Source organism: Rhizobium vallis, assembly GCF_003985155.1.
Lineage (GTDB): Bacteria > Pseudomonadota > Alphaproteobacteria > Rhizobiales > Rhizobiaceae > Rhizobium > Rhizobium vallis.
This window is the reverse complement of record NZ_ML133691.1, coordinates 153,072-173,916: the sequence shown is the minus strand read 5'-3', so window position 1 is coordinate 173,916 and position 20,845 is coordinate 153,072. Positions and strand designations below refer to the sequence as shown.

Genomic DNA, 20,845 nt, shown 5'->3' with positions numbered 1-20,845 from the left:
AGCATCAACTTTCAAAGAACGTGCCGGCACTTCGTTCTTCGGCGCGCGCAAACGCCAGCGTGGCAATAGCGGTATCCTGAACACCGGTGCCCGTAAGATCGGCTATGGTGATGTCCGAGGCGCTTCTGCGGCCCGGTCTGGCACCCACAACGACCTGACCTAGTTCCGGAAAATCAGCGTCACTTGCGACGAGACCTGCGTCGATGGCATGGCGCAATTCACCCAATCTTCGCGTCTGTTTGAGGCTGTCAGCCACGTAAACATCTGCCGCTTTGATAGCGATGGGGTCAATCTCGTTCTTATGTTCGGCGTCCGAACCCATGGCTGTCAGGTGCTGTCCGGGTTCGAGCCACGAGGCATCGACAATCGGTCGGTCGGCAGGTGTCGTCGTGACGACGATCTGTGACCCGGCGATCGCGCTTCGCGGCTCCTCAAATGCGGAAATGGACAGATTTTGTGTGGTTCCGATCTGCTCAACAAGCGCTTGCGCTCGCCGATAATCACGCGCCCAAACGCGAATCTCTCGAATAGGTCTCACCAGCATCAGGGCCTCAAGTTGCAGCCTGGCCTGAACGCCCGCCCCGAAGACCGTTGCAATCGACGCGTCCTTCCGTGCCAGATGGTTTGCCGCGACAGCGCCGGCGGCCGCTGTGCGAACGTCGGTGAGATAGCCATTGTCCAGCAAGAGCGCCTGCACCAAGCCCGTTTTGCTCGACAGCAAGACCATCAGACCGTTAGTGCTCGGAAGTCCGATCTTCGGATTATCGAAGAAACCAGGGCTGACCTTAATGGCAAAGCTGCTCAAACCATGAATATAAGCCGTCTTCACATCGACTTCGCCTCTGCTGTCGGGCACGTCGAGGCGCAAAATCGGCGGCATCTGAACCGCGTTTTCCACGGCCAGTGCGCGGAAGGCGTTTTCAACGCAAGTCACCGCATCTATGTCGAGCGGAACGATGGTTCGAAGCTCTGACTCGGTCAATATTCTTATTTTCGGCATCAGCTTCCCTCACCAATTGTGTCGAGGCCGTTGGCCACCTTCATGTGCAACGCCATGTCGATGTTCCCACCTGAAAGAATGGCAACGATCGGGCCTTCAACCTGCGCCAGTTTACCTGAGAGCAGCGCAGCAATGCCGACTGCGCCCGCCCCCTCGATTATCTCATGCTCATACGCATAGGCGTGACGTATGCCGGCGGCTATCTCGCGCTCGCTGACGAGCACCACGTCGTCGAGAAGGGTTTTGCACATCGGGTACGTCCAGGCATTGGCCAATCCGATGCCGCCTCCGAGCGAGTCGGCGAAACTTCGATGCTCTTCGACCTGGATCGGGTGCCCCGTATCGATGCTAGCCTTCATCGCCGCTCCCCTTTCCATAGTTATACCGACTACCTTGGCATCCGGGCGCACCGCCTTGACCGCCGAGGCGACACCTGCTGCCAAACCGCCGCCGGACAGGGGAACGAGAACCGCGGCGACGTCAGGCATCGCCTCGACGATTTCAAGTCCGACGGTGCCTTGGCCGGCGATGATCCAGGGGTGATCAAAGGGCGGGATCATGCTGAGGCCCTCCTCCGCGACGAGACGATCAACCTCGACCTGCGCTTCATCTTGGGATGACCCGACGATCCGTACGCGAGCGCCGAGCCGGCGGATTTCGGACACCTTGTTTTCAGGCACGAGATGCGACATGCAAATGGTCGCTCGGGAGCCAATCGCGCCGGCGGCATACGAGAGCGCGCGTCCGTGATTGCCAGTGGAAGCCGCAACAACGCCTCTATCCCGCTCGGATTGGGTGAGCTGCAACACGGCATTGGTGGCTCCACGAAGCTTGAAGCTTCCGGTCAACTGGCGATGCTCCAGCTTCAGGCTGACTTGCGTCCCGGCCAGTTCGGACAGTGTCGCCGACATGACGACAGGCGTGATGCGGATGTGCTTGCTGATGCGCTCGCGCGCCTGCTCAATCGTTTCCAGACTAATCATGTCTGTTCACCCTAGCTCCGGCCTTTGCCAGTTGTTGCCTGCTGAGCGTAGCGCCAACGCAGGGACTTGATTGCAAGCGGACGGCACGCACTTTTTCGGTCCCTTGGCGGACTTGCACAAACAAGTATCACATCTGAACCTCAGCCCTTCAGGCGTCTGAGGAGCATCTTCCTGTCGTGCCGCGCATACATCGAGTAAACGATAGGAATGAACCAGGGTTTGCCGTTGAAGAATGGGACGGCCCTCGGAGCGGCATCGAAATCGAACGCAGAGCGCGATTGTTCCCCGTCACCGAGGATCTTGAACGCCGCCTTCTTGCCCAGCCATCTGGCCCATACGACACCGGAGCCGCAATAGCCGGTCGCATAGACTGTATTTCCGCGGGTGAACATGCGCGGGATCATGTCGCGGTTCATGGCCACAAAGCCGAACCAGCTGTGTGTAAGACCTATTCCTGCAAGTTCGGGAAAGAGCCGAGCAAGTTCGCTTTGCAGATGTGCAATCGGAGCAGCGGAGTCCCCTTCAGTCGTCCCGTCGCGTCCGCCGAACAAGATCCGAGATCCATCGTGCGACGGCCGATAATAGTAGCTGAGCTTACGCAGGTCGCCATACATCATGCGTGGCGGCATCAGCCGATCCATCACCTCCCTGTCGAGCGGCTCGGTTGCAATTATCCTGCTACGGACAGGAACAAGCCGGCGACGCAGCCACGGGTCGAAACCGTCGGTGTAGCCATCAGTGCAGACAAGAAGTTTTCTGGCGAAAACCTCTCCGCGCCGCGTTTGAATTCGCACGCCTCCGGCCTCGCTAGTCGATCCAATGACTGCCGTATTTTCATGTATGACCGCCGTCGACGAACTTACCAGATGGACCATGGCCGCAAGAAGCTTGGCCGGCTGCAGCCCACCGATATCTTTGCGCACAAGGCCGCCGATATAAAGGTCAGTTCCGATGAACTTCGGAACATCGGCCCTTTCCACCGGATATGCCTCGATGCCGAGATTCTGATGCAGAAAGTCTGCCTGACGACGGAGTTCGTCGGCTTGATCAGCCGTCATGGCCCCGCTGAAGGCGCCAGACAGCGAGAAGTCACATTCGATACTCTCGTCTCTGAGGAAGCGCCAGAGATCCTCTCGCGCCGCTTTACCTTCCAGGAGAATGGCTTGCGCCCTCTCCTGCCCGAACCGCCTGACCAAATCCTTCCGCCCCGGGCGGATGCTTCCGCTGGCCATGCCCCCATTGCGGCCCGATGCCGCAAGGCCAAGGGCCTGACGGTCGAACAGCTGGACATGCTTGCCGGCACGCGCAAGTTCGTGCGCCGCCGATAAACCCGTGTACCCTCCCCCAACGACCGCCACGTCGCATGTCTTCTCGACGTTCCGCGCTGGCAGGGAAGGAAATGTGCTGTCCTCCCACCAGTAGGGCGTGGATTTAATGGGATGCGCTTGAGCCTGGGCCATGAGAGCTTACGTTCCGGAAAGATGATTTGAAGTGATGATGGCTTAGTCTCGGCAGACCCAAAGCTTGCGCGTCGTTTCGATCACCCTCCAGGTTCCGACGAAACCCGGATGCATGGCGAAAGCGTCGCCGGCAACGATGCGTCGCGGCGCACAGCCATCCTCAATCAGTTCGGACACACCCGACAGAATGACACAGAATTCGAAAGTTTCGCCCTTGATCGAGCGGTAGGCGCCGGGCGTCGCTTCCCAGACGCCGGAGCGAACGACGCCATCGGCGGTCTGCGCGATGTCCCAAGAGAGAAACTGCGGATTTCCCTCGACCAGCCTTTCAGGCGCGGGCTGGCCTTTACGCGGTTCAGGCAGGTTGCCGTAATCGACGAAAGTGAGTTTGGACATTGAAAGACCTTTCTTGGATCTGTTTATCGGACAAACGACAGGCGCCGTTCGAGGAGTTTCAAACCCGTCAGAACGACGACGTTGATGGTGAGATAGAACGCTGCGGTGACGATGAAGATGTCCATGATCGCGAAAGTCTCGCTCATGAGCCGCTTCGCATATCCGGTGATTTCCAGAACGGTGATCGTGGATGCGAGGCTGGATTCCTTCACGATGATCGCCGCCTCGCTGCTATAAGCGGGAAGTGCCTGGCGTACGGCAAGCGGGAACTTCACCCTCTTGAAGACGTGCCACGGGTGCATGCCACAGGCTTCTGCCGCTTCAATAAGTCCTTTCGGCAGGGAGAGGAAAGCCGTGCGGAAAATCTCCGCCGTGTAGGCACCGGTGTTGAGCACCACGGCAAGGATTGCAGCGTTCAGCCCATCTCCGATCATCCACCACAGAATGGGGTTCTGACGAATAAAGCTCACCTGGGCCAAGCCGTAATAGATGACGAAGACCTGCACCAGCATTGGCGTGCCGCGGAAGATCGCGCAGTAGGCGTCGCATACGCGGCGCAATGCCCGGCTCCTGGAGCAGCGCGCGAGCCCGACGGCGACACCAAAGGGAAGCCCGATACCGACGCCGAATACGGCGATCAGCAACGTCGTCTTGGCACCTATGACAAGGAACGGAATGGCATATGCAATTATTCCGAGATCCATATCAGCGTCCTCGGAAGCCGCGGTCGAGCGCACGTTCTGCGCTCGAAAACGCGGTTTGGCTGACTGCGGTCATGCAGAAGAAGAGTGCTGCAGCGATGCAGTAGAAAAGCAGCGGGGATCGCGTGATTCCTGCACCGATGGCAGCCGTCCTCATCAATTCCTGTAAGCCGACGACCGAGACGAGCGAAGTATCCTTGATCGTCATCTGCCAGACGTTGTTGATCCCGCCAAGCGCCAGCCGCAGTGCCAGTGGGAACGTGATGCGCATAAAGGTTACCCCTCTTGGCAAGGCGAGCGACTGAGCGGCTTCCAGCAGACCGTACGGCACCGCCTGAAGCGCACCCCGGATGACTTCGATCGAATAGGCGCACGAGATGACGGCAATCGCGATCACCCCGACGATGTAGGGGTATGCGTCATCAGCCGAGTCCTGGTAGCCGAACGCAGCCGTAATCTCCTTCACCCACTCGATCGACCCGAAAAACAGGAGATAGATGACCAGCAAGCCCGGGACGCCACGAACAAGAACGCTGTACCCGTCGACAAGTTGCGAGACAAACACGACCTTCCGCCAGCGCATGATGGCCAAGGGGGTCGCAACCAGAAAACCGAGTGCCATTCCGGTCAAACCGATGACGATCGTGACGACACTTCCTTTCAGCAGAGCCAGCGCCCAACTTTGCTCCACCATCAACACCCAGAGGTCACTCAACATGGAAACAATCCCCGTGACCTGCCTTGGTATGTGCCAAGGCAGGCTTCATGTTCGAAACAATCACTTCTTGCAGGGAATCGTGTAGTCGTCCTGGAACCAATGCATCGAGGCTTCCTTGACCTTGCCATCGTTGATCATCTTGCAAAGGGCGGCATCGACCTTGGTCTTGAGTTCGGTATTGCCCTTGCGCATGCCGACTCCCATGCCATGGCCAAGAACGTCTGGGTCATCCATGGCCATGATCTTCAGGTCGATCCTGGTGAAGTTGGCGCCGTCAGGCGTTGCGAAAAAATCCATCCATGTCGGCGAATCCGCGAAGGCGGCGTCGATACGGCCGCTCGCGAGATCGGCGGTCAGCTGCGTGACGGCGTCGTATGTCTTAAGATCGGCGCCGTGCATCCGCTTCTCCATGAACCTGGCGTAGGTCGTCCCGGTGACGACGCCGACACTCTTGCCCTGGAGGGCCTTTTCGATTTCGGCGAGGCTCTTGAGGCCTGCAAGCGGGGAGTCCTTGGCGACAGCGAAATAGAGCGGTGTTGTCGCATAGGGGATGGAGTAGTCGATCTTCTTCTGACGTTCGGCGGTGATACCAAGGCCGGAAATGATGACGTCAAAGCGATCTTTATCCATGGAAGGCACCAGCGAGCTGAATGTCTGTACGACGAATTCGCACTTCAGTTTCAGCTCGGCGCAGATGCCGTTGGCGATATCGGCGTCGAACCCGGTTACCTTGCCGCTCGGATCGGCCATGCTGAACTTCGGCGCATCACCCTCCGTCCCGATGCGCAGGACGCCGTCCTTTGCCGACGCGCCCGTCGCCAGTGCGCAGACGAGAAGGCTGGTTGCGAATGCTGACTTGATGAGATTGCTGTTGATCATGATTTGTTACCCCTTTTGGTTTTCGTTGTAGCGCGCTTTCAGGCGTTGGCCGCCATCACTGTCGATAGAAACCGCTTCACCCCTTCCGTTGCCGGATTTCGAAACAGTTCCTTCGGCTCGTCATCCTGCTCAAGGCGGCCGTTTTGCAGGAATATCATCCGGTTCGACACATCGCGTGCGAACCGCATTTCATGCGTGACGAGGAGGATCGTAGCCCCCGCTTCCGCCAGCGCCCTTATGACTTTCAGCACTTCACCCACGAGCTCGGGGTCCAGTGCGGATGTCGGCTCATCGCAGAGCATCAGTTTCGGTCCCATTGCCAGAACACGTGCGATCGCGACGCGTTGTTGCTGCCCGCCGGAAAGCTGTTGCGGGTAGCGGTCGCGGAAACTCGCCATGCCGACTTTCGACAAGGCCGACAGCGCAACCTCTTCGGCGTCTTTCTTCCCGAGTTTCAGCACCCAAACGAGTGCCTCGGTCACGTTGGACAGGACGCTCAGGTGCGGCCAGAGATTGTAATTCTGGAACACCATGCCGATCTGTCTGCGAAGGTTCCTGATATCGCGAGCGTTGACGATCTGACTTCCGCCGCGCTCGTCATTGACGACGGAGACGGACTGGCCCATGCACTCGATCCGACCCGATGTCGGCGTCTCCAAAAAATTGATGCAGCGAAGTGCGGTGCTCTTTCCACATCCGGACGACCCGATCAGAGAAATGACCTCACCTTCTCTCATATCGAAGCTGATACCATCCAGCACCTTCGTCGATCCAAACGTCTTGGTGAGTTCGTGAACCTTTAGAATTGCGTTCATGCGCAAAGCCTTAGACGATTGCCCATTCGTTACCCCACCACCAGTCCTTGGGAGTCCAGCTCGCGCAGCACCTCGTCGACGGCAGCCCTTGCGATCGCAATCATTTCGTCGATTTCCGCTTCCGTCATCACAAGTGGCGGTGCAAAGCCCAGAATGTCTCCGTGCGGCATTGCGCGCGCGATGAGGTTGCGATTTCGAGCGGCTTGCGAGATGCGCGCGCCGACCTTCAGGCCCGGATCGAACGAAGCCCGGCTACCACGATCGGAAACGAACTCGATGGCTGCCAGCATGCCGACACCACGAACTTCCCCGACGATCGGGTTCTGCTCGAACTCTGCCTTCAACCGTTGCAAAAGATAAGCGCCTTTCGTCGCGGACTGTCGGGCCAGATTTTCGCGCTCGACGATATCAAGCACTGCGTTCGCCGCCGCGGCGCCGATCGGATGACCGGAATAGGTGTAGCCGTGTGAGAAGGAGCCCACGCGCGGCGTCGCCTCCTCCATGACCTCGTAGACTTTCTGCGAAACGATGGCCGCCGACAGCGGCACATAGGCTGAGGTCAATCCCTTGGCCACGGTGATCAGATCGGGATCCATACCGTAGAGATCCGATCCGAACATTGCACCGGTGCGGCCAAACCCGCAGACCACCTCGTCGGCAATCAGCAGCACGTCGTACTTCTTCAGCACAGCCTGGATTTTCGGCCAGTATCCTGCCGGCGGCGGTGCAATGCCTCCCGTGCCAAGGACCGGCTCCGCTATGAAGGCCCCGACAGTCTCCGGCCCTTCGGCGAGAATGAGGGCTTCCAGTTCATCAGCGCGACGCTGTGAAAAGGCTTCTTCGGTCTCGCCAGGCATCGCACCGCGATAGAAATGCGGCACGCCGGTACGCAGAATCCCCGAAACCGGGAGATCCATATGATCGTGGTAAAAGCTCAAGCCTGTCATGGAACCGGAAACCACAGAACATCCATGATAGCCACGCTCACGCGAGATGATCTTTTTCTTTTGCGCTTTCCCGCGAAGATTGTTGTAATACCAGACGATCTTCGCCTGCGTCTCGTTCGCATCCGAACCGGACAGCCCGTAGAAGACCTTGGACATGTTGCCTGGCGCCATTCGCACCAGTCGATCCGAAAGTCGCGCCAGCTCCTCGGTCGTGTGCGCAGCGTACGAATGATAATAGGCAAGCTTGTAGGCCTGCCGGGCGATCGCTTCGGCGACCTCGGTGCGGCCGTAGCCAACATTTACGCAATAGAGGCCGGCAAAGCCGTCCAGATATTCCCGTCCGGATGCGTCGCGGATACGAACGCCTTTTCCAGTCTCGACGATGGTAGGATCGGTCTCGCCGGCGGAGTAATTCTTAAGATAAGTGAACGGATGCAGAACCGTTCTGCGGTCCATGTCAGCTATTTCAGCAATGTTGGTCATTCTCAATTCCTCATGCAGCGAGGTCATCGTCCGGCTGAATGTTTCCGCCGCCTCTGTCTTGTCCATGAAGGGTAGGAGTACTGAGACGATGAATTCCGGCGTAGGTGTTGCTTGGACGAGGAATTCCTGCTTTTTATGGCCATTGAACGATGAAATCATGCGGAGTTTCCCAATGCAGCTCGACCGCCTAGATGCTCGTCTTCTCAGCATTGTGCAGAATCATAACAGGCATAGCAGCGAGGAACTCGGTGCGATGGTCGGTCTTTCGGCCACCGCGGTGCAGCGCCGTCTCAGGCGGCTGCGTGAGGCGGGAGTCATTGAGGCGGAGGTTGCGGTTGTGAAACCCAGATCTGTTGGCCGGCCGATCGCAATGCTTGTACTGGTTACGCTCGAGCGCGAAAGAGCCGACATCGTCGACCGGTTCAAGCAATCGATCCGGCAGACGCCGGAAGTGATGAACGGCTACTATGTAACGGGAGATGCGGATTTCGTCCTGATTGTCACTGCCGAGAGCATGGAGGACTACGAGGTCTTCACCCGCAAGTTCTTCTACGAAAATCCCGATATCAAGGGCTTCAAGACAATGGTGGTGATGGACCGCGTCAAGACAGGCTTTTCAGTTCCGATCGACTTTGATCACTTCTCCTGAGATTGTCGCCGACAGCCGCTCAGCCGCGTCGTCTTTCGGAAAGATAGACACTTCCACGAGTTACGTGGACAGTCGGTTTCCTCCACGAACCATTTGTACTCGAGTGCTTGAGCCGGATGGACGGACACGCGGCAAACGGTCGGCATCATGAGCGAAATGCACGGCAGATTGGTCTGTTTGTGCCGTTCCGGCTGAGCGATTCGCATCCGATGATATGCGCACCAACGCTTCATCGGAGGAAACCACATGAAAATCTACAATATTTCCCTCATCGGATTTGGTGGCGTCAACCGTGCTTTGGCCGAGCTCATCGCGACGAAAAATCCTCTGTGGGAACGCGATCTCGGTTTCCGCCTGAACATCGTCGCCGTCAGCGATCTCCATCTGGGCTCCGTCATTTCGCCCAACGGTCTGGATGCCAAGACCCTCGTGGAGGCGAATTTCGCGAAGGGCGGTTTTGGCGAGCTCTCCGGCGGCAGCGCCGAGGCCGACAACGAAGCCATTATCAAGACGGCGCCCGCCGATATCGTCGTGGAGGCGACTTTTACGAACCCGAAGGACGGCGAGCCCGCGGTTTCGCACTGCCGCTGGGCTCTAAACTCGGGCAAGCACGTGGTCACCACGAACAAGGGGCCAGTAGCAATTGCTGGTCGCGAACTGAAGGCACTTGCCAAGGCGAACAGTGTTCACTTCGAGTATGAGGGCTCCGTGATGAGCGGGACGCCCGTCATAAGGATGGCAGAGAAGACCCTTGCCGGAGCAGAGGTGAAAGGGTTTGAAGGGATCCTCAACGGCACGTCGAACTTCGTCCTCGGTCGCATGGAGGACGGTCTCGACTTCGCCAGGGCTGTTGCGGAAGCGCAGGCCCTGGGCTATGCCGAAGCCGATCCGACCGCCGACGTCGAAGGTTTCGACGTTCGCCTGAAAGTCGTGATCCTGGCAAATGAGCTGCTGGGAGCAAATCTCAAGCCGGAGGATGTCTCTTGCCGCGGCATCTCCAAGCTTTCCCATTCCGACATTCAAGCAGCTGCCAAGGTTGAAAGCCGTTGGAAACTGATCGGCTCCGCAGTTCGTAATGCCGACGGGACGATAACCGGCAGTGTAGCGCCCAAACAGCTTGCTCTCGGACATACGCTCGCCGGCGTCAACGGCGCTACCAACGCAGTATCGCTGAACACAGAGCTTCTCGGCCCCGTTACGGTCAGTGGCCCAGGCGCCGGTCGAATCGAAACCGCTTACGCGCTGCTGTCCGACATCGTGGCTATACACAATGCCCAGTCGGCAAATTTCGCGAAGGAGGCAGCGTGATGCCCGGTCTAGCCTTGAAACCCGCCTCTTCCAACGAAATCATCGTCAGTAATCCTTACGACGGCAGTTTTGTCGGCGCCATCCGAGAGACCAGTGCCGACGCTGTGGACCTGTTGCTCGAACGCGCTAGGCGCGGCGCGCAGATTGCCCGGTCGCTCCCCCGCCACCAGCGCTCTGCAATTCTCGAAAGGGCCGCAGCCACTGTCGAAGAACGCCTGGAGGAGTTTGCGCTCCTGATCGTACGAGAGGCGGGGAAGACAATTTCCCAGGCCCGCAAGGAGGCGACACGTTGTGTCAACACACTGAAACTCTCCGCGGAAGAGGCCAAGCGGAATGCTGGCGAAGTCATCCCGTTTGATGCCTATGCTGGATCGGAATCTCGGCAGGGCTGGTACACCCGGGAGCCGCTAGGGATCGTCGCGGCGATCACGCCTTACAATGACCCGCTCAATCTCGTGGCCCACAAGCTTGGCCCTGCCATTGCCGGCGCAAACGCGGTACTTCTGAAGCCGTCGGAGCTTACGCCCTTATCGGCCCTCAAGCTGGTGGAGGTCTTGATCGAAAGCGGCTTGCCGGAAGAGGTCGTCACGGTCGCTGTCGGCGGTGCCGATCTGGGTGAGGCGATTGTTTCGGCAAAAGACGTTCGCATGATCTCCTTTACAGGGGGCTTTGTCACGGGCGAGGCCATCGCAAGATCTGCAGGCATCAAGAAGCTCGCTATGGATCTCGGTGGCAATGCTCCGGTTATCGTGATGGAAGATAGTGATGTTGACGCCGCCGTGGAAGATTGCGTGTCGGGTTCCTTCTGGGCGGCGGGCCAGAACTGCATCGGAACGCAGCGAATTCTGGTGCAGCGCACGATCTATGAACGCTTCAAGGCGGAGTTCGTGGCCCAGACTGCTCGGATGAGGACCGGCGACCCGATGAAATCCGAGACTGACATGGGCCCGATGATCTCCGAGAGTGCGGTGAACCGAGCCGCCGCCATGGTGGAACGGGCAATCGCTGCCGGCGCGATGCTGCTTTGCGGTCACAAGCCGGCCGGCACCCTCTATCCCCCGACCGTCCTGGAAAACGTGCCTGCGACGTGCGATGTACTTAATGAGGAAGTCTTCGCCCCGGTCGTCATACTGCAGCCGTTCGATGACCTTGAAGAGGCAATAGAGCTGGCTAACAAGCCGGAATACAGCCTCCATGCCGGGATCTTTACCAACGATCTTGCCAGCGCCCTGGAGGCAGCAAAGCGGATCGACGCCGGCGGCGTCATGATCAACCAGTCGTCGGACTATCGGTTCGACGCAATGCCGTTTGGCGGATTCAAATACGGCAGCATGGGACGCGAAGGCGTTCGCTTTGCTTATGAGGACATGACCCAGCCTAAGGTCGTCTGCATCACGTCGCTGCAGCACTGATCGCCGGCGCCGGCGCCAGTTTGAACCCATCGTCGTTTTTGGAAGTCAAGATGTTCGAAGGATCCATCACTGCCCTTGTCACCCCATTTGCCGATGGGAAAGTCGATGAGTTTGCGCTTCGCAGCCTCATCGAATGGCAGATCGCCGAGGGCACGTCAGGGCTTGTCCCCTGCGGAACAACGGGGGAAAGCCCGACCCTCAGCCATGCCGAACACAAGCGAGTCGTGGAAATCGCGATCGAGGCAGCGGGCGGTCGCGTTCCGGTCATAGCCGGCGCCGGCTCCAACAGCACTGAGGAAGCAATCAGCTTCGTGCGGCATGCACAGGAGGCGGGCGCGAACGGTTTGCTGATCGTGGCGCCCTACTACAATAAACCCACCCAAGAGGGGATCTATCAGCACTTTAAGGCCATCGACGCTGAAGCTACGGTTCCGATCATTGTCTACAACATCCCGGGTCGGAGCGTAATCGATATTGAAGTCGCAACGCTTGCCCGGATTTTCGGTGATTGTCCGAACGTCAAGGGTGTCAAAGACGCGACGGGCAATCTCTTGCGACCGTCGCTGGAGCGTATGGACTGCGGCAATGAGTTCAATCTTCTCACCGGCGAAGACGGCACCGCGCTGGGTTATATGGCCCATGGCGGCCACGGTTGCATCTCCGTCACCGCGAACGTCGCTCCCCGGCTGTGTGCAGACTTCCAGCGGGCATGTCTGAAGGGCGACTTCGTGGCGGCACTGGCTCTTCAGGATCGACTGATGCCCCTGCATCGCGCGCTATTCCTCGAGACCAGCCCGGCTGGGGTGAAATTCGCGCTGGCGCAACTCTCAAAGATTCGAAGGGACCTGCGCCTTCCTCTCGTGGAGGTGAGCGATCCTGTCAAAGAGGTAATCCTTCATGCCATGCGCCACGCCGGAATTCTGGACCAGGGGGGAACGGCAAATGGGAACTGAACGCATAGAGACCGATTTGATCGGCCCCCTCCCTATCCCCGGTGACGTTCTCTACGGTGTCCATACGCGTCGAGCCGAACTTAACTTCACCGTTTCAGGCCTTCGCCTAAAAGACTTCCCCGAACTCATTCAATCTATGGCTATGGTCAAGAAAGCGGCCGCGCGTGCGAACGCTGAGCTTGGCCTGCTGTCAGCGGAAAAGGCGTCGGCAATCTCAGAGGCTTGTGATGAGCTCATCGAGTTGAAATGCGTTGATGAGAACTTCCCGGTCGATATGATGCAGGGTGGCGCCGGAACGTCCACCAACATGAACGTCAATGAAGTTGTTGCGAACCAGTCGCTCTTGAAGCTCGGTGCGAATGTGGGCGACTATGACAAGCTTCATCCAAATGATGACGTGAACCTGTCTCAATCGACAAACGATGTCTATCCGACCGCACTGCGTCTGACCATTCTTCGTGCTTGCGAAGGGCTGATCGAGTCCCAGGTCGGGCTGCGCGATGCATTTCGCGCCCAGGCGCATGAATATGCGACTGTGCTGAAGGTCGGCCGCACTCAGTTGCAGGACGCGGTCCCAATGACGGTCGGGCAGGAATTTGGTGCGTTCGCCGAGCTGATCGACGAAGATATCGACCAACTGCAGGCCGCTTCGAGGCTGATGAAAGAGGTTAATCTCGGCGGATCTGCGATCGGAACGTCGATCAACGTACCCCGCGGCTTTGGAGCCGCGGCTTGCGCCCACCTGACACAGATTTCCGGTATCCAGCTCACCCGAGCTCGAAATCTGATCGAGGCCACCTCAGACACCGGTGGCTTCGTTTCCATCTCCAGTGTCCTCAAGCGAATTGCTGTGAAGCTGACAAAGGTCTGCAATGATCTGCGGCTCTTGAGCAGTGGGCCGAGGGGCGGCCTGGGAGAAATCCGACTTCCGCCCGTCCAGGCCGGTTCCTCGATCATGCCCGGAAAAGTCAACGCCGTCATTCCGGAAATGATGAACCAAATCGCATTTCAGGTTATCGGAAATGATCCCACTGTCACCCTGGCGGCAAGTGCGGGGCAGCTGCAACTCAATGCCATGGAGCCGGTGATCATCCTCAACATCCTTCAATCCATGCGGATGTTGACGCGGGGCATGGAAATTTTTAAGCAGCGGTGCGTCGTCGGCATTGAAGTTGATGTCGACCGTTGCAAGGACCTCCTCGATCAGTCTCTCGTTCTTGCGACACCGTTAGCGATGCTAATCGGCTACAGTAAGGCAGCGCAGCTTTCCAAAAAAGCGCTGGCCGAAAAGCGGGGGCTGCGGCAGGTCGTGGAAGAGGAAGGGATCTTAACTTCCAGTCAAGTTGAAGAGCTCTTCGAAGTTACCTCCGCCTTCGCAAATTTCTGATGGGTTCATCGGCCGCATAAGGGTAGGAAATGGCTGTTTTTACCGAGCTTTCTGACGAAGATCGCCAACTCATTACAGCGGCTTATGGTTTCACGTCGCTTCTGTCGATGATTGGCATCGCGGACGGCGACTCCGAGACGACCTATCTGTTTCGGACTGGGGAAGGCGAATTCATAGTTACCCTTTTCGAGAACGGAGCCCGACCTTCAGATCTGGAAAGGGCCTTCGAAACCATGGAGGCGCTTTATCGACATGGCGTCCCCTGCCCTAAGCCGCTGCGCACGGTCGATGGCCACGCTACGTCTCGGGCCGCAGGTCGAATGGTCGCCATCGTCAGCTTCGTACCCGGCGCCTCACCCACATTTGCAAACCCGGCAAAATGCCTCAGTCTAGGCCACGTGCTGGCTGAAATGCACACCGTCTTAGAACTAAAAGCGAAGTGCAAATCGACGGATCTTCGCATTGGCGCGATTCATGGCGCATTGGTCCAGGAGAACGTCTTTTTCCTCGGAGAGGAAGTCAGCGGAGTCATCAACTTCAGGCTTCGGCACGACGACGCGCTCGTGTCGGAGCTAGCTGATGCGCTTGTCGGTTGGGCGGGCGAAATCAACGGAGAGCTGAATAAAAACCGGGCGCGAGCGCTGCTGCAGGGTTATCAGGACGTCCGCTGTCTGACGGAGAGTGAAAAAGAGGCGCTGCCAGGATTCGTAATGGCTTCGACATCAAAGCGATTTGCGAGCAAGAAGGAAAGAACATTGCTACCGGAAATCGCCATGTTAGCTTATCGGTCCGTAACCTCCGACATTCTAGGCTAAGCGACCCGGCTCAATATCCATGAAATATCTTCTCGATCGAACTGACGAACAGATACTTATCGAATTGAAGGCTAATGCTCGAATTTCGCATGCGGATTTGTCAGCGAAGGTGAACCTTTCTCGCAACGCCGTGCGGGTGCGAATCGAACGTCTCGAACGAGAAGGCTTCATCAAGGGATATACAATCCTCACCGGGGATGGTGGGAATAGCCAAAACGTCACAACAGCATTGATTTTCGTCTATCGTCACGATCGCATGCGGGGCGGAGAAGTCATTCAGGCGCTACGGAAGATCCCAGAAGTCGTTGCTTGCGACGTTATGACCGGTGATTTCGATCTCCTCGTGCGGGTCGAGTCCCCCGAGGCCGACCGCATACGGCAGATTTGGCAATTGATTGCCGAGATGCCCGGCGTGCGCGATACACTGACTGCGTTCGCCCTCTCCTCGGTAATCCGAAGATAATCCGGTGTGATCGGTAAGTGGGCAAGTGTCAGTCCCAAAACAACCGGGTGCCAACCTAATTGGCGGACTATACGAGCACGCGCAAATTTGGGTCACCATCCGCTCGATGTGAGCGGATGGTGATCATTCCAGCGAGCCGGCCCATCCGAACTGCTCTTCACATGTTGGAGCTTCGAATGATGCCGCTCCCAGACTGGCGCATGGTTTGACATCGTCGAATCCTTGCGGATCATATGTTCTCACAACGGCGGAGAGCAACGCTTCTCCGCCGATTTACCGCTAGTTCTTGTCGAGGCTAATCGGTTCCTACGCTCGCGTACCGGAGGCGGCGGAGCTGGTTAGTTGACGGTGACGTAGATCTTCCGGACCGTTTTCACGGTGCGCCAGGTGCCGATGAATCCGGGTTTCATCACGAAACTGTCGCCTGCTTTGTAGGTAACCGGTTCACCACCGTCCGGGGTGATTTCCACGACGCCTTCAAGGATGTGGCAGAATTCGAATGTCTCTCCCTTGACGGAGCGCGTCAGGCCAGGTGTCGCTTCCCAGACGCCGGTGTGAATCATGTCGCCTCGCGCAACGTCCTGAGCCCAGCTTTTGAACGAAGGATCGCCGGAGATCAGGCGTTCCGGCCCAGGCTTTGACTCACGCGGTGTTTCCGTGCTGTTGGGTACTATGGTCTTGAGGAGGGACATATTTTCTCCTTGCTCTCCTGGTTGCAGCTTCAATATCCGCGGTCGCGATCGACCAGCCCGATCGGGTCGAGACCGTTGCGAAGGCGTTTGATGTTGTCGATGACGGCGCCGGCCGCCGTCTCTGCTTGCGTGACGCTTGCGATGTGCGGCGTCAGGATGATTTTTGGATGCCTCCAGAAGCCATGTTCGGGGGGCAAGGGTTCAGGTTCGGTGACATCGATGACCGCACCCGACAGATGTCCATCATCGAGGGCCGCAATCAGCGCGTCATGATCGAGTTGCGCGCCGCGCCCCACTTGGACGAGCGCCGCGCCGGCTGGAAGGGCCGCGAAGACCGCGGCGTCGAGTAGTCCTTGCGTCTCTTGGGTCAGCGGCAGGAGACAGATCAGGATGTCGGTGCGCGCAAGCAACCGCGTGAGTCCCTCCGAGCCGTGATAGCAATCAACATCATCCACCTGTCGTTCCGAGCGGCTCCAGGCGGCAAGCGGAAAGCCGAAGGGCTTCAGTCGCTCCATAACGGCCTGGGCGAGCATACCAAGGCCAAGGATGCCGATCCGCTGCTCGCCAGCTTGCCGCACAGGAAGCGAGAGCCAAGCAGCGTCAGTCTGCTGTCCGATATAGAACTTCAACTTGCGGTGCAGGGCGAGCACGGCGAGAGTGACGTATTCTTGCATCATCCGCACGATACCGTCCTCGACCATGCGGACGATCATGACGTTTGGCGGAAGCGATTCTGGCTTGAACTGATCGACGCCCGCGCCAATCGAGAAGACAACCTCCAAGTTCCGGAAACGATGGAGATCGGGCGGCGCGGTCCACGTGAGAACGTACCGGATTTCGTCCGGGTCGCGTTCTGAAATATCCATCACGAAGGGCAGATCGGGCAGGTCGCGTGCAAAAGCCTCGGCGAAGACCCGGCCTCGTTCTCGATCCGAATTGAACCAGAAAACCATGAACGTCTCCTACCGTTGTAGCGTTTTGGCGAGCCGCAGGATCATCTCTTCACAGGCAGCCAGTTCGTCGAGGCGGATGAACTCGTCAGCGCGGTGGGCGCGGGAGATGTCCCCGGGACCACAGATGATCGCGTCGATGCCGGCTGCCTGATAGAGCCCGGCCTCAGTGCCGTAGCTGACGGCTGCCAAGCTCTGCGCTGAGGTTAGCTCCTCCATCAGCCGAGCGAGCGGCGTGTCCGCGTTAAGCGAAAGCGCGGGATAAGTGCTGCTGATTTCCCACGTGACGCGGAAACCGTCGTTCGCCAAAGCCTCTGCCGTTGCCTTGATATGTTCCAGGAGAACTGTTGGCGATACGCCGGGCACCGCGCGAGCTTCCAGTTCCATGATGCAGAGATTAGGGATGATGTTGACGCTGCGTCCGCCCGTGATCGTTCCGATCTGCAGCGTAGAATATGGCGGCTCGAAGTTCCGATCTAAGTCGCTGTTTCGCAGGGCATCGACAGTCTCCAGCGTCGCACTCATCACCGCAGTCATGGCGTGGATCGCGTTCAGACCCTTATCAGGGCGCGACGAATGACCGGTCGCGCCCTGGATTTCGATACGGGCGGCGGCCTTTCCCTTGTGACCGCGGATCGCCACCATACTGCTCGGTTCACCAATGATTGCTCCCAAAGGAGGAGCGCATAGGTTTCCGATCTGCTGCAACATATGAGGTACGCCGCGGCAGCCGGCTTCCTCATCATACGAAAAGGCGAAGTGAATCGGGTGCCTCAATGGCATTTTTGCTATAGCGGGAAGTCCTGCAAGTACGGCGGCAAGAAACCCCTTCATATCGGAGGCGCCTCTGCCAAAAAGCCGATCTCCCTCAGCCCGCAGTCGGAAGGGATCCGACGTCCAAGTCCGTTCGGAGGCCGAAACGACATCCATATGCCCGGAAAGAATATAGCCGGACTGATCTTTGGGGCCGATCGAGGCGAACAGGTTTGCCCTATCCCCTTCCGGCCCCGGCAAGACAGTCACGGTGGCGCCATGACTTTCGAGATAGGTCTTCACCCATGCGACGATGTCCCCATTCGGAGTCCCGACGACGGACGGAAAGCTGACCAGCTGCTCCAGTATGTCCTTAGCATTCATCGCAGGTTCTCCATCGTGTGTAGGGCACAACGCCGTACTGGCGACCACTGGCCGCATGGCAGGCTCCGTTCGAGCAGCGGTCGCGGGATTATCGTTCGGGGATCCCTTCCCTGTCTGGGGCGGCCAAATCGGCCGGCGCATTCTCGGTATCCGGTTCCCAACCGCACCCGCTGAATACTGCCCAGGCCAGCCCATCGGGCTGATAAGCCAACGTCGCCAGCATGAATCCGTTATCCCCTAATCTCACCTTGTCGCCAAAGCCTAAAGATGGCAATTAATCCCAGATGAATAATCACTTCAGGTAGACGTTAATGCTCACGTCCGACGATCTTGCCTTTTTTTCGGTCCTCACCACCTCCAAATCCCTCGCTGAAAGCGCGAGAAAGCTGAACGTCACCCCTCCGGCGGTAACCCAGCGCCTGCGCGCGCTAGAAGAGAAAGTCGGGGTAAGGCTGATCGACCGCTCCGGGCGCCACCTGCGTCTTACCGAAGAGGGCTCACTGGTCGCTTCCCACAGCGTGATCGTCAGCGATGCCATAGACTCGCTTACCGAAGCCCTGGCTGATCGCAAGGGTGCGGTCCGCGGGCACCTAAGGGTCGCAGCACCTCACGGTTTTGGTAGGATCTACGTCGCCCCGGTCGTGGAGGCTTTCGCTCGAGAGCATCGCGGTGCCACCGCTACCCTGCAACTGTCCGACCATCCCACGGCATTGATCGTTGACAGCTATGAGGTGGTTGTTCACATCGGGGCGTCCGCGCATCTGGATCAAGTCGTGACGACGCTGGCGCCGAACAACCGGATTCTCTGCGCAAGTCCCGAATACCTGACTTTGGCTGCGCCCATTACTACCCCCGCCGATCTGGCGCGCCATCGCTGCCTTGTCGTTCGCGAGAACGAGGAGGACGTAACGCTCTGGCGGTTTAAGGGATCACGGCAGGAAAGTGCGACAGTGCGCGTCAACCCCGTCATGTCGAGTAATGATGGCGCCGTTATTCGGGATTGGGCGCTGGCGGGTCAGGGCATCATGATGCGCTCCGAATGGGCCGTTGCAGAAGACCTGGCCGAGGGACGGCTGAGGCAGGTACTTCCCAACTGGAAGCTGCCGTCGGCCGATATCGTCGCCATCCTCGGATCGCGGCACGGACGAAGTGCGCGCACCGCCGCTTTCCTGACAATGCTTCGTCAGTCGCTGAAACCACCGCCCTGGAGCGCCGATCCTGCGGAGAAGCCTGGTTAATAACCGAGGATCGACTTCGTTTCGAGATACTCTTCAAGCCCATATACGCCATACTCGCGGCCGTTGCCCGACCGTTTGTAGCCGCCGAAGGCGGCCGCTCCGTCCCAAGCCGGATAATTGATATGGACCTGACCGGCACGGATGCGAGTGGCGACCCGGCGTGCCCGCTCCGGGTCTGGAGACTGAACATGGGCGCCCAATCCATAGACGGTGTCGTTGGCAATCGCGATTGCCTCTTCCTCGTCCTTGTAGGGCATGATTGAAAGGACGGGACCGAAGATCTCCTCACGAGCAATGCGCATGTCGGGCGTCACCTCGGAAAAGATCGTGGGCTGCGTGAAAAAGCCGCTGTCATGGCCGGCCGGTCGACCCAGCCCGCCGCACAGCAGCTTGGCGCCGTCATCAATACCCGCTTGTATCATGACCTGTACCCGCTCGAACTGGGCACGATTGGCTATGGGGCCCATGTCCGTCGCCGGATCAAGCGGCACGCCGACGCGGATGGCACGCGCAGTGGCGCCAGCCAATTCCTCGACTTCACCGAGCCGATGTGCCGGTACCAGCATGCGCGTCGGGGCGCTGCACGACTGGCCGACATTGCGCATTCCGGCGAGCACGCCCTTCGCCACCGCCTCGCCGAAGTCGGCATCGTCGAGGAAAATGTTCGGCGACTTGCCGCCTAGCTCCTGAACCACTCGCTTTACAGTCGGGGCGGCCGCCTGCGCGACGAGTACCCCTGCGCGGGTGGAACCGGTGATCGAGATCATGTCGACGTCAGGGTGGCTGGCGAGCGCTGCGCCTACGCTCTCGCCGGTCCCGTTGACCAGATTGAACACGCCCGCTGGAATGCCGGCATCGTGCATCAACTGGGCGAACAGCAGAGCGCTGTACGGCGACAGTTCACTGGGCTTGAGGACGATGGTGCAGCCTGCTGCGATAGCGGGAGCGACTTTGGCCGTGATCTGGTAAAGTGGCCAGTTCCAGGGCGTGATCAGAGCGCAAACCCCAATCGCCTCCTTAGCGGTCGCGGTTCGCCCTTCAACCGTCACGAAACGGTACTTCTCGAGCATCTCCATTTGGACACGAATGTGCTCGGCAGCAAACGGAACCTGTGAGGCGCGCGCGAAGCTGATCGCTGCCCCCATTTCCATGACGAGGGCTTCTGCGAAAGTCTCCGCCCTTTCCTTCAAAAGCGAATACATCCGGCGGAGCAGATCAATCCTGTCGGACACAGAAGCTTGGGAAAAAGTGAGAAAGGCCTGCCGCGCAGCTGCAACCGCGACATCGACGTCTTGAGCGCCGCCCGCAGCAATATGCCCGATAACCTGCTCCGAGGCGGGATTCACGACCGGCGAACGGGTTGGATCCAGAGCGTCCTGCCATCTTCCACCAATGTAGAACTGGTGCTCGCGTTCGGTCAGCATTTTTCACCTCGCGTCAAAACTTTGCGGCCATTCCG

Annotated in this window: 21 protein-coding genes; 8 read left to right on the top strand and 13 right to left on the bottom strand. The window is 58.6% G+C overall.

The annotated features are described in order from the left end of the window. Nucleotides 1–4 precede the first annotated feature (4 nt). From EFQ99_RS18690 to EFQ99_RS18650, 9 genes are all read right to left on the bottom strand, one after another. The gene (locus EFQ99_RS18690; RefSeq protein ID WP_126922465.1) at nt 5–1,000 is read right to left on the bottom strand and encodes a cyclodeaminase; all 996 of its coding nucleotides are present in this window, start codon (nt 998–1,000) and stop codon (nt 5–7) included. Continuing rightward, nucleotides 1,000–1,983 (bottom strand): hydroxyectoine utilization dehydratase EutB, encoded by a 984-nt coding sequence (eutB, locus tag EFQ99_RS18685; RefSeq protein ID WP_126922464.1) that lies wholly within the window; start codon nt 1,981–1,983, stop codon nt 1,000–1,002. The genes EFQ99_RS18690 and eutB overlap by 1 nt, the downstream gene beginning before the upstream one ends. 140 nt (nt 1,984–2,123) lie before the next feature. Beyond that, nucleotides 2,124–3,443 (bottom strand): NAD(P)/FAD-dependent oxidoreductase, encoded by a 1,320-nt coding sequence (locus tag EFQ99_RS18680; protein WP_164736403.1) that lies wholly within the window; start codon nt 3,441–3,443, stop codon nt 2,124–2,126. Nucleotides 3,444–3,485: 42 nt separating this feature from the next. Next, on the bottom strand, nt 3,486–3,839 hold the full coding sequence (locus EFQ99_RS18675; protein WP_126922463.1) for a cupin domain-containing protein: 354 nt from the start codon (nt 3,837–3,839) through the stop codon (nt 3,486–3,488). Nucleotides 3,840–3,862: 23 nt separating this feature from the next. Next, nucleotides 3,863–4,543, bottom strand: a complete 681-nt coding sequence (locus EFQ99_RS18670; protein WP_126922462.1) for an ABC transporter permease — start codon at nt 4,541–4,543, stop codon at nt 3,863–3,865. Between the two features lies 1 nt (nt 4,544). Continuing rightward, nucleotides 4,545–5,258 carry an ABC transporter permease subunit gene (locus EFQ99_RS18665; protein WP_126922461.1) on the bottom strand — a complete coding sequence of 238 codons (714 nt, stop codon included), beginning with the start codon at nt 5,256–5,258 and terminating at the stop codon, nt 4,545–4,547. A gap of 60 nt (nt 5,259–5,318) precedes the next feature. After that, nucleotides 5,319–6,137, bottom strand: coding sequence for a transporter substrate-binding domain-containing protein (locus EFQ99_RS18660; RefSeq protein WP_097601022.1), 819 nt, complete (start codon nt 6,135–6,137; stop codon nt 5,319–5,321). Between the two features lie 38 nt (nt 6,138–6,175). Then, entirely contained in the window at nt 6,176–6,952 is a 777-nt protein-coding gene (locus EFQ99_RS18655; protein ID WP_126922460.1) for an amino acid ABC transporter ATP-binding protein, read from the bottom strand. Between the two features lie 29 nt (nt 6,953–6,981). Then, nucleotides 6,982–8,382, bottom strand: coding sequence for an aspartate aminotransferase family protein (locus EFQ99_RS18650; RefSeq protein ID WP_126922813.1), 1,401 nt, complete (start codon nt 8,380–8,382; stop codon nt 6,982–6,984). Between the two features lie 172 nt (nt 8,383–8,554). On the opposite strand from EFQ99_RS18650, the gene EFQ99_RS18645 reads away from it, so the two are divergent. The 7 genes from EFQ99_RS18645 (at nt 8,555) to EFQ99_RS18615 (ending at nt 15,369) form a co-directional block, all read left to right on the top strand. Next, a complete protein-coding gene (locus tag EFQ99_RS18645) occupies nt 8,555–9,031 on the top strand; it encodes an Lrp/AsnC family transcriptional regulator (RefSeq protein ID WP_126922459.1) in 477 nt (158 codons plus the stop codon). A gap of 246 nt (nt 9,032–9,277) precedes the next feature. Further along, entirely contained in the window at nt 9,278–10,339 is a 1,062-nt protein-coding gene (locus EFQ99_RS18640) for a homoserine dehydrogenase (RefSeq protein ID WP_126922458.1), read from the top strand. After that, nucleotides 10,339–11,751: an aldehyde dehydrogenase family protein gene (locus EFQ99_RS18635; protein WP_126922457.1), complete on the top strand. Its 1,413-nt coding sequence runs from the start codon at nt 10,339–10,341 to the stop codon at nt 11,749–11,751. The genes EFQ99_RS18640 and EFQ99_RS18635 overlap by 1 nt, the downstream gene beginning before the upstream one ends. Before the next feature lie 50 nt (nt 11,752–11,801). Then, nucleotides 11,802–12,704 carry a 4-hydroxy-tetrahydrodipicolinate synthase gene (gene dapA, locus EFQ99_RS18630; RefSeq protein WP_126922456.1) on the top strand — a complete coding sequence of 301 codons (903 nt, stop codon included), beginning with the start codon at nt 11,802–11,804 and terminating at the stop codon, nt 12,702–12,704. After that, nucleotides 12,694–14,091 carry an aspartate ammonia-lyase gene (locus EFQ99_RS18625; protein ID WP_126922455.1) on the top strand — a complete coding sequence of 466 codons (1,398 nt, stop codon included), beginning with the start codon at nt 12,694–12,696 and terminating at the stop codon, nt 14,089–14,091. Before dapA ends, EFQ99_RS18625 begins: the two co-directional genes overlap by 11 nt. Before the next feature lie 29 nt (nt 14,092–14,120). Further along, nucleotides 14,121–14,906, top strand: coding sequence for a phosphotransferase (locus tag EFQ99_RS18620; protein ID WP_126922454.1), 786 nt, complete (start codon nt 14,121–14,123; stop codon nt 14,904–14,906). A gap of 19 nt (nt 14,907–14,925) precedes the next feature. Then, on the top strand, nt 14,926–15,369 hold the full coding sequence (locus EFQ99_RS18615) for an Lrp/AsnC family transcriptional regulator (protein WP_097601030.1): 444 nt from the start codon (nt 14,926–14,928) through the stop codon (nt 15,367–15,369). Between the two features lie 338 nt (nt 15,370–15,707). Here the strand turns inward: EFQ99_RS18615 and EFQ99_RS18610 are convergent, their stop codons facing one another. From EFQ99_RS18610 to argE, 3 genes are read right to left on the bottom strand one after another with little or no spacing between them, the layout of a single operon-like run. Further along, nucleotides 15,708–16,061 (bottom strand): cupin domain-containing protein, encoded by a 354-nt coding sequence (locus EFQ99_RS18610; protein WP_126922453.1) that lies wholly within the window; start codon nt 16,059–16,061, stop codon nt 15,708–15,710. Between the two features lie 29 nt (nt 16,062–16,090). Continuing rightward, nucleotides 16,091–17,014, bottom strand: coding sequence for a 2-hydroxyacid dehydrogenase (locus EFQ99_RS18605; RefSeq protein WP_126922452.1), 924 nt, complete (start codon nt 17,012–17,014; stop codon nt 16,091–16,093). A 9-nt stretch (nt 17,015–17,023) separates the two neighbouring features. Continuing rightward, on the bottom strand, nt 17,024–18,148 hold the full coding sequence (argE, locus tag EFQ99_RS18600; RefSeq protein ID WP_126922811.1) for an acetylornithine deacetylase: 1,125 nt from the start codon (nt 18,146–18,148) through the stop codon (nt 17,024–17,026). A 311-nt stretch (nt 18,149–18,459) separates the two neighbouring features. Here argE and EFQ99_RS18595 point away from each other — a divergent pair, with 311 nt between their 5' ends. Then, nucleotides 18,460–19,386 (top strand): LysR family transcriptional regulator, encoded by a 927-nt coding sequence (locus EFQ99_RS18595; protein WP_126922451.1) that lies wholly within the window; start codon nt 18,460–18,462, stop codon nt 19,384–19,386. Here EFQ99_RS18595 and EFQ99_RS18590 read toward each other — a convergent pair. Continuing rightward, nucleotides 19,383–20,810 carry an aldehyde dehydrogenase family protein gene (locus tag EFQ99_RS18590; RefSeq protein ID WP_126922450.1) on the bottom strand — a complete coding sequence of 476 codons (1,428 nt, stop codon included), beginning with the start codon at nt 20,808–20,810 and terminating at the stop codon, nt 19,383–19,385. The genes EFQ99_RS18595 and EFQ99_RS18590 overlap by 4 nt on opposite strands. Nucleotides 20,811–20,845 lie beyond the last annotated feature (35 nt).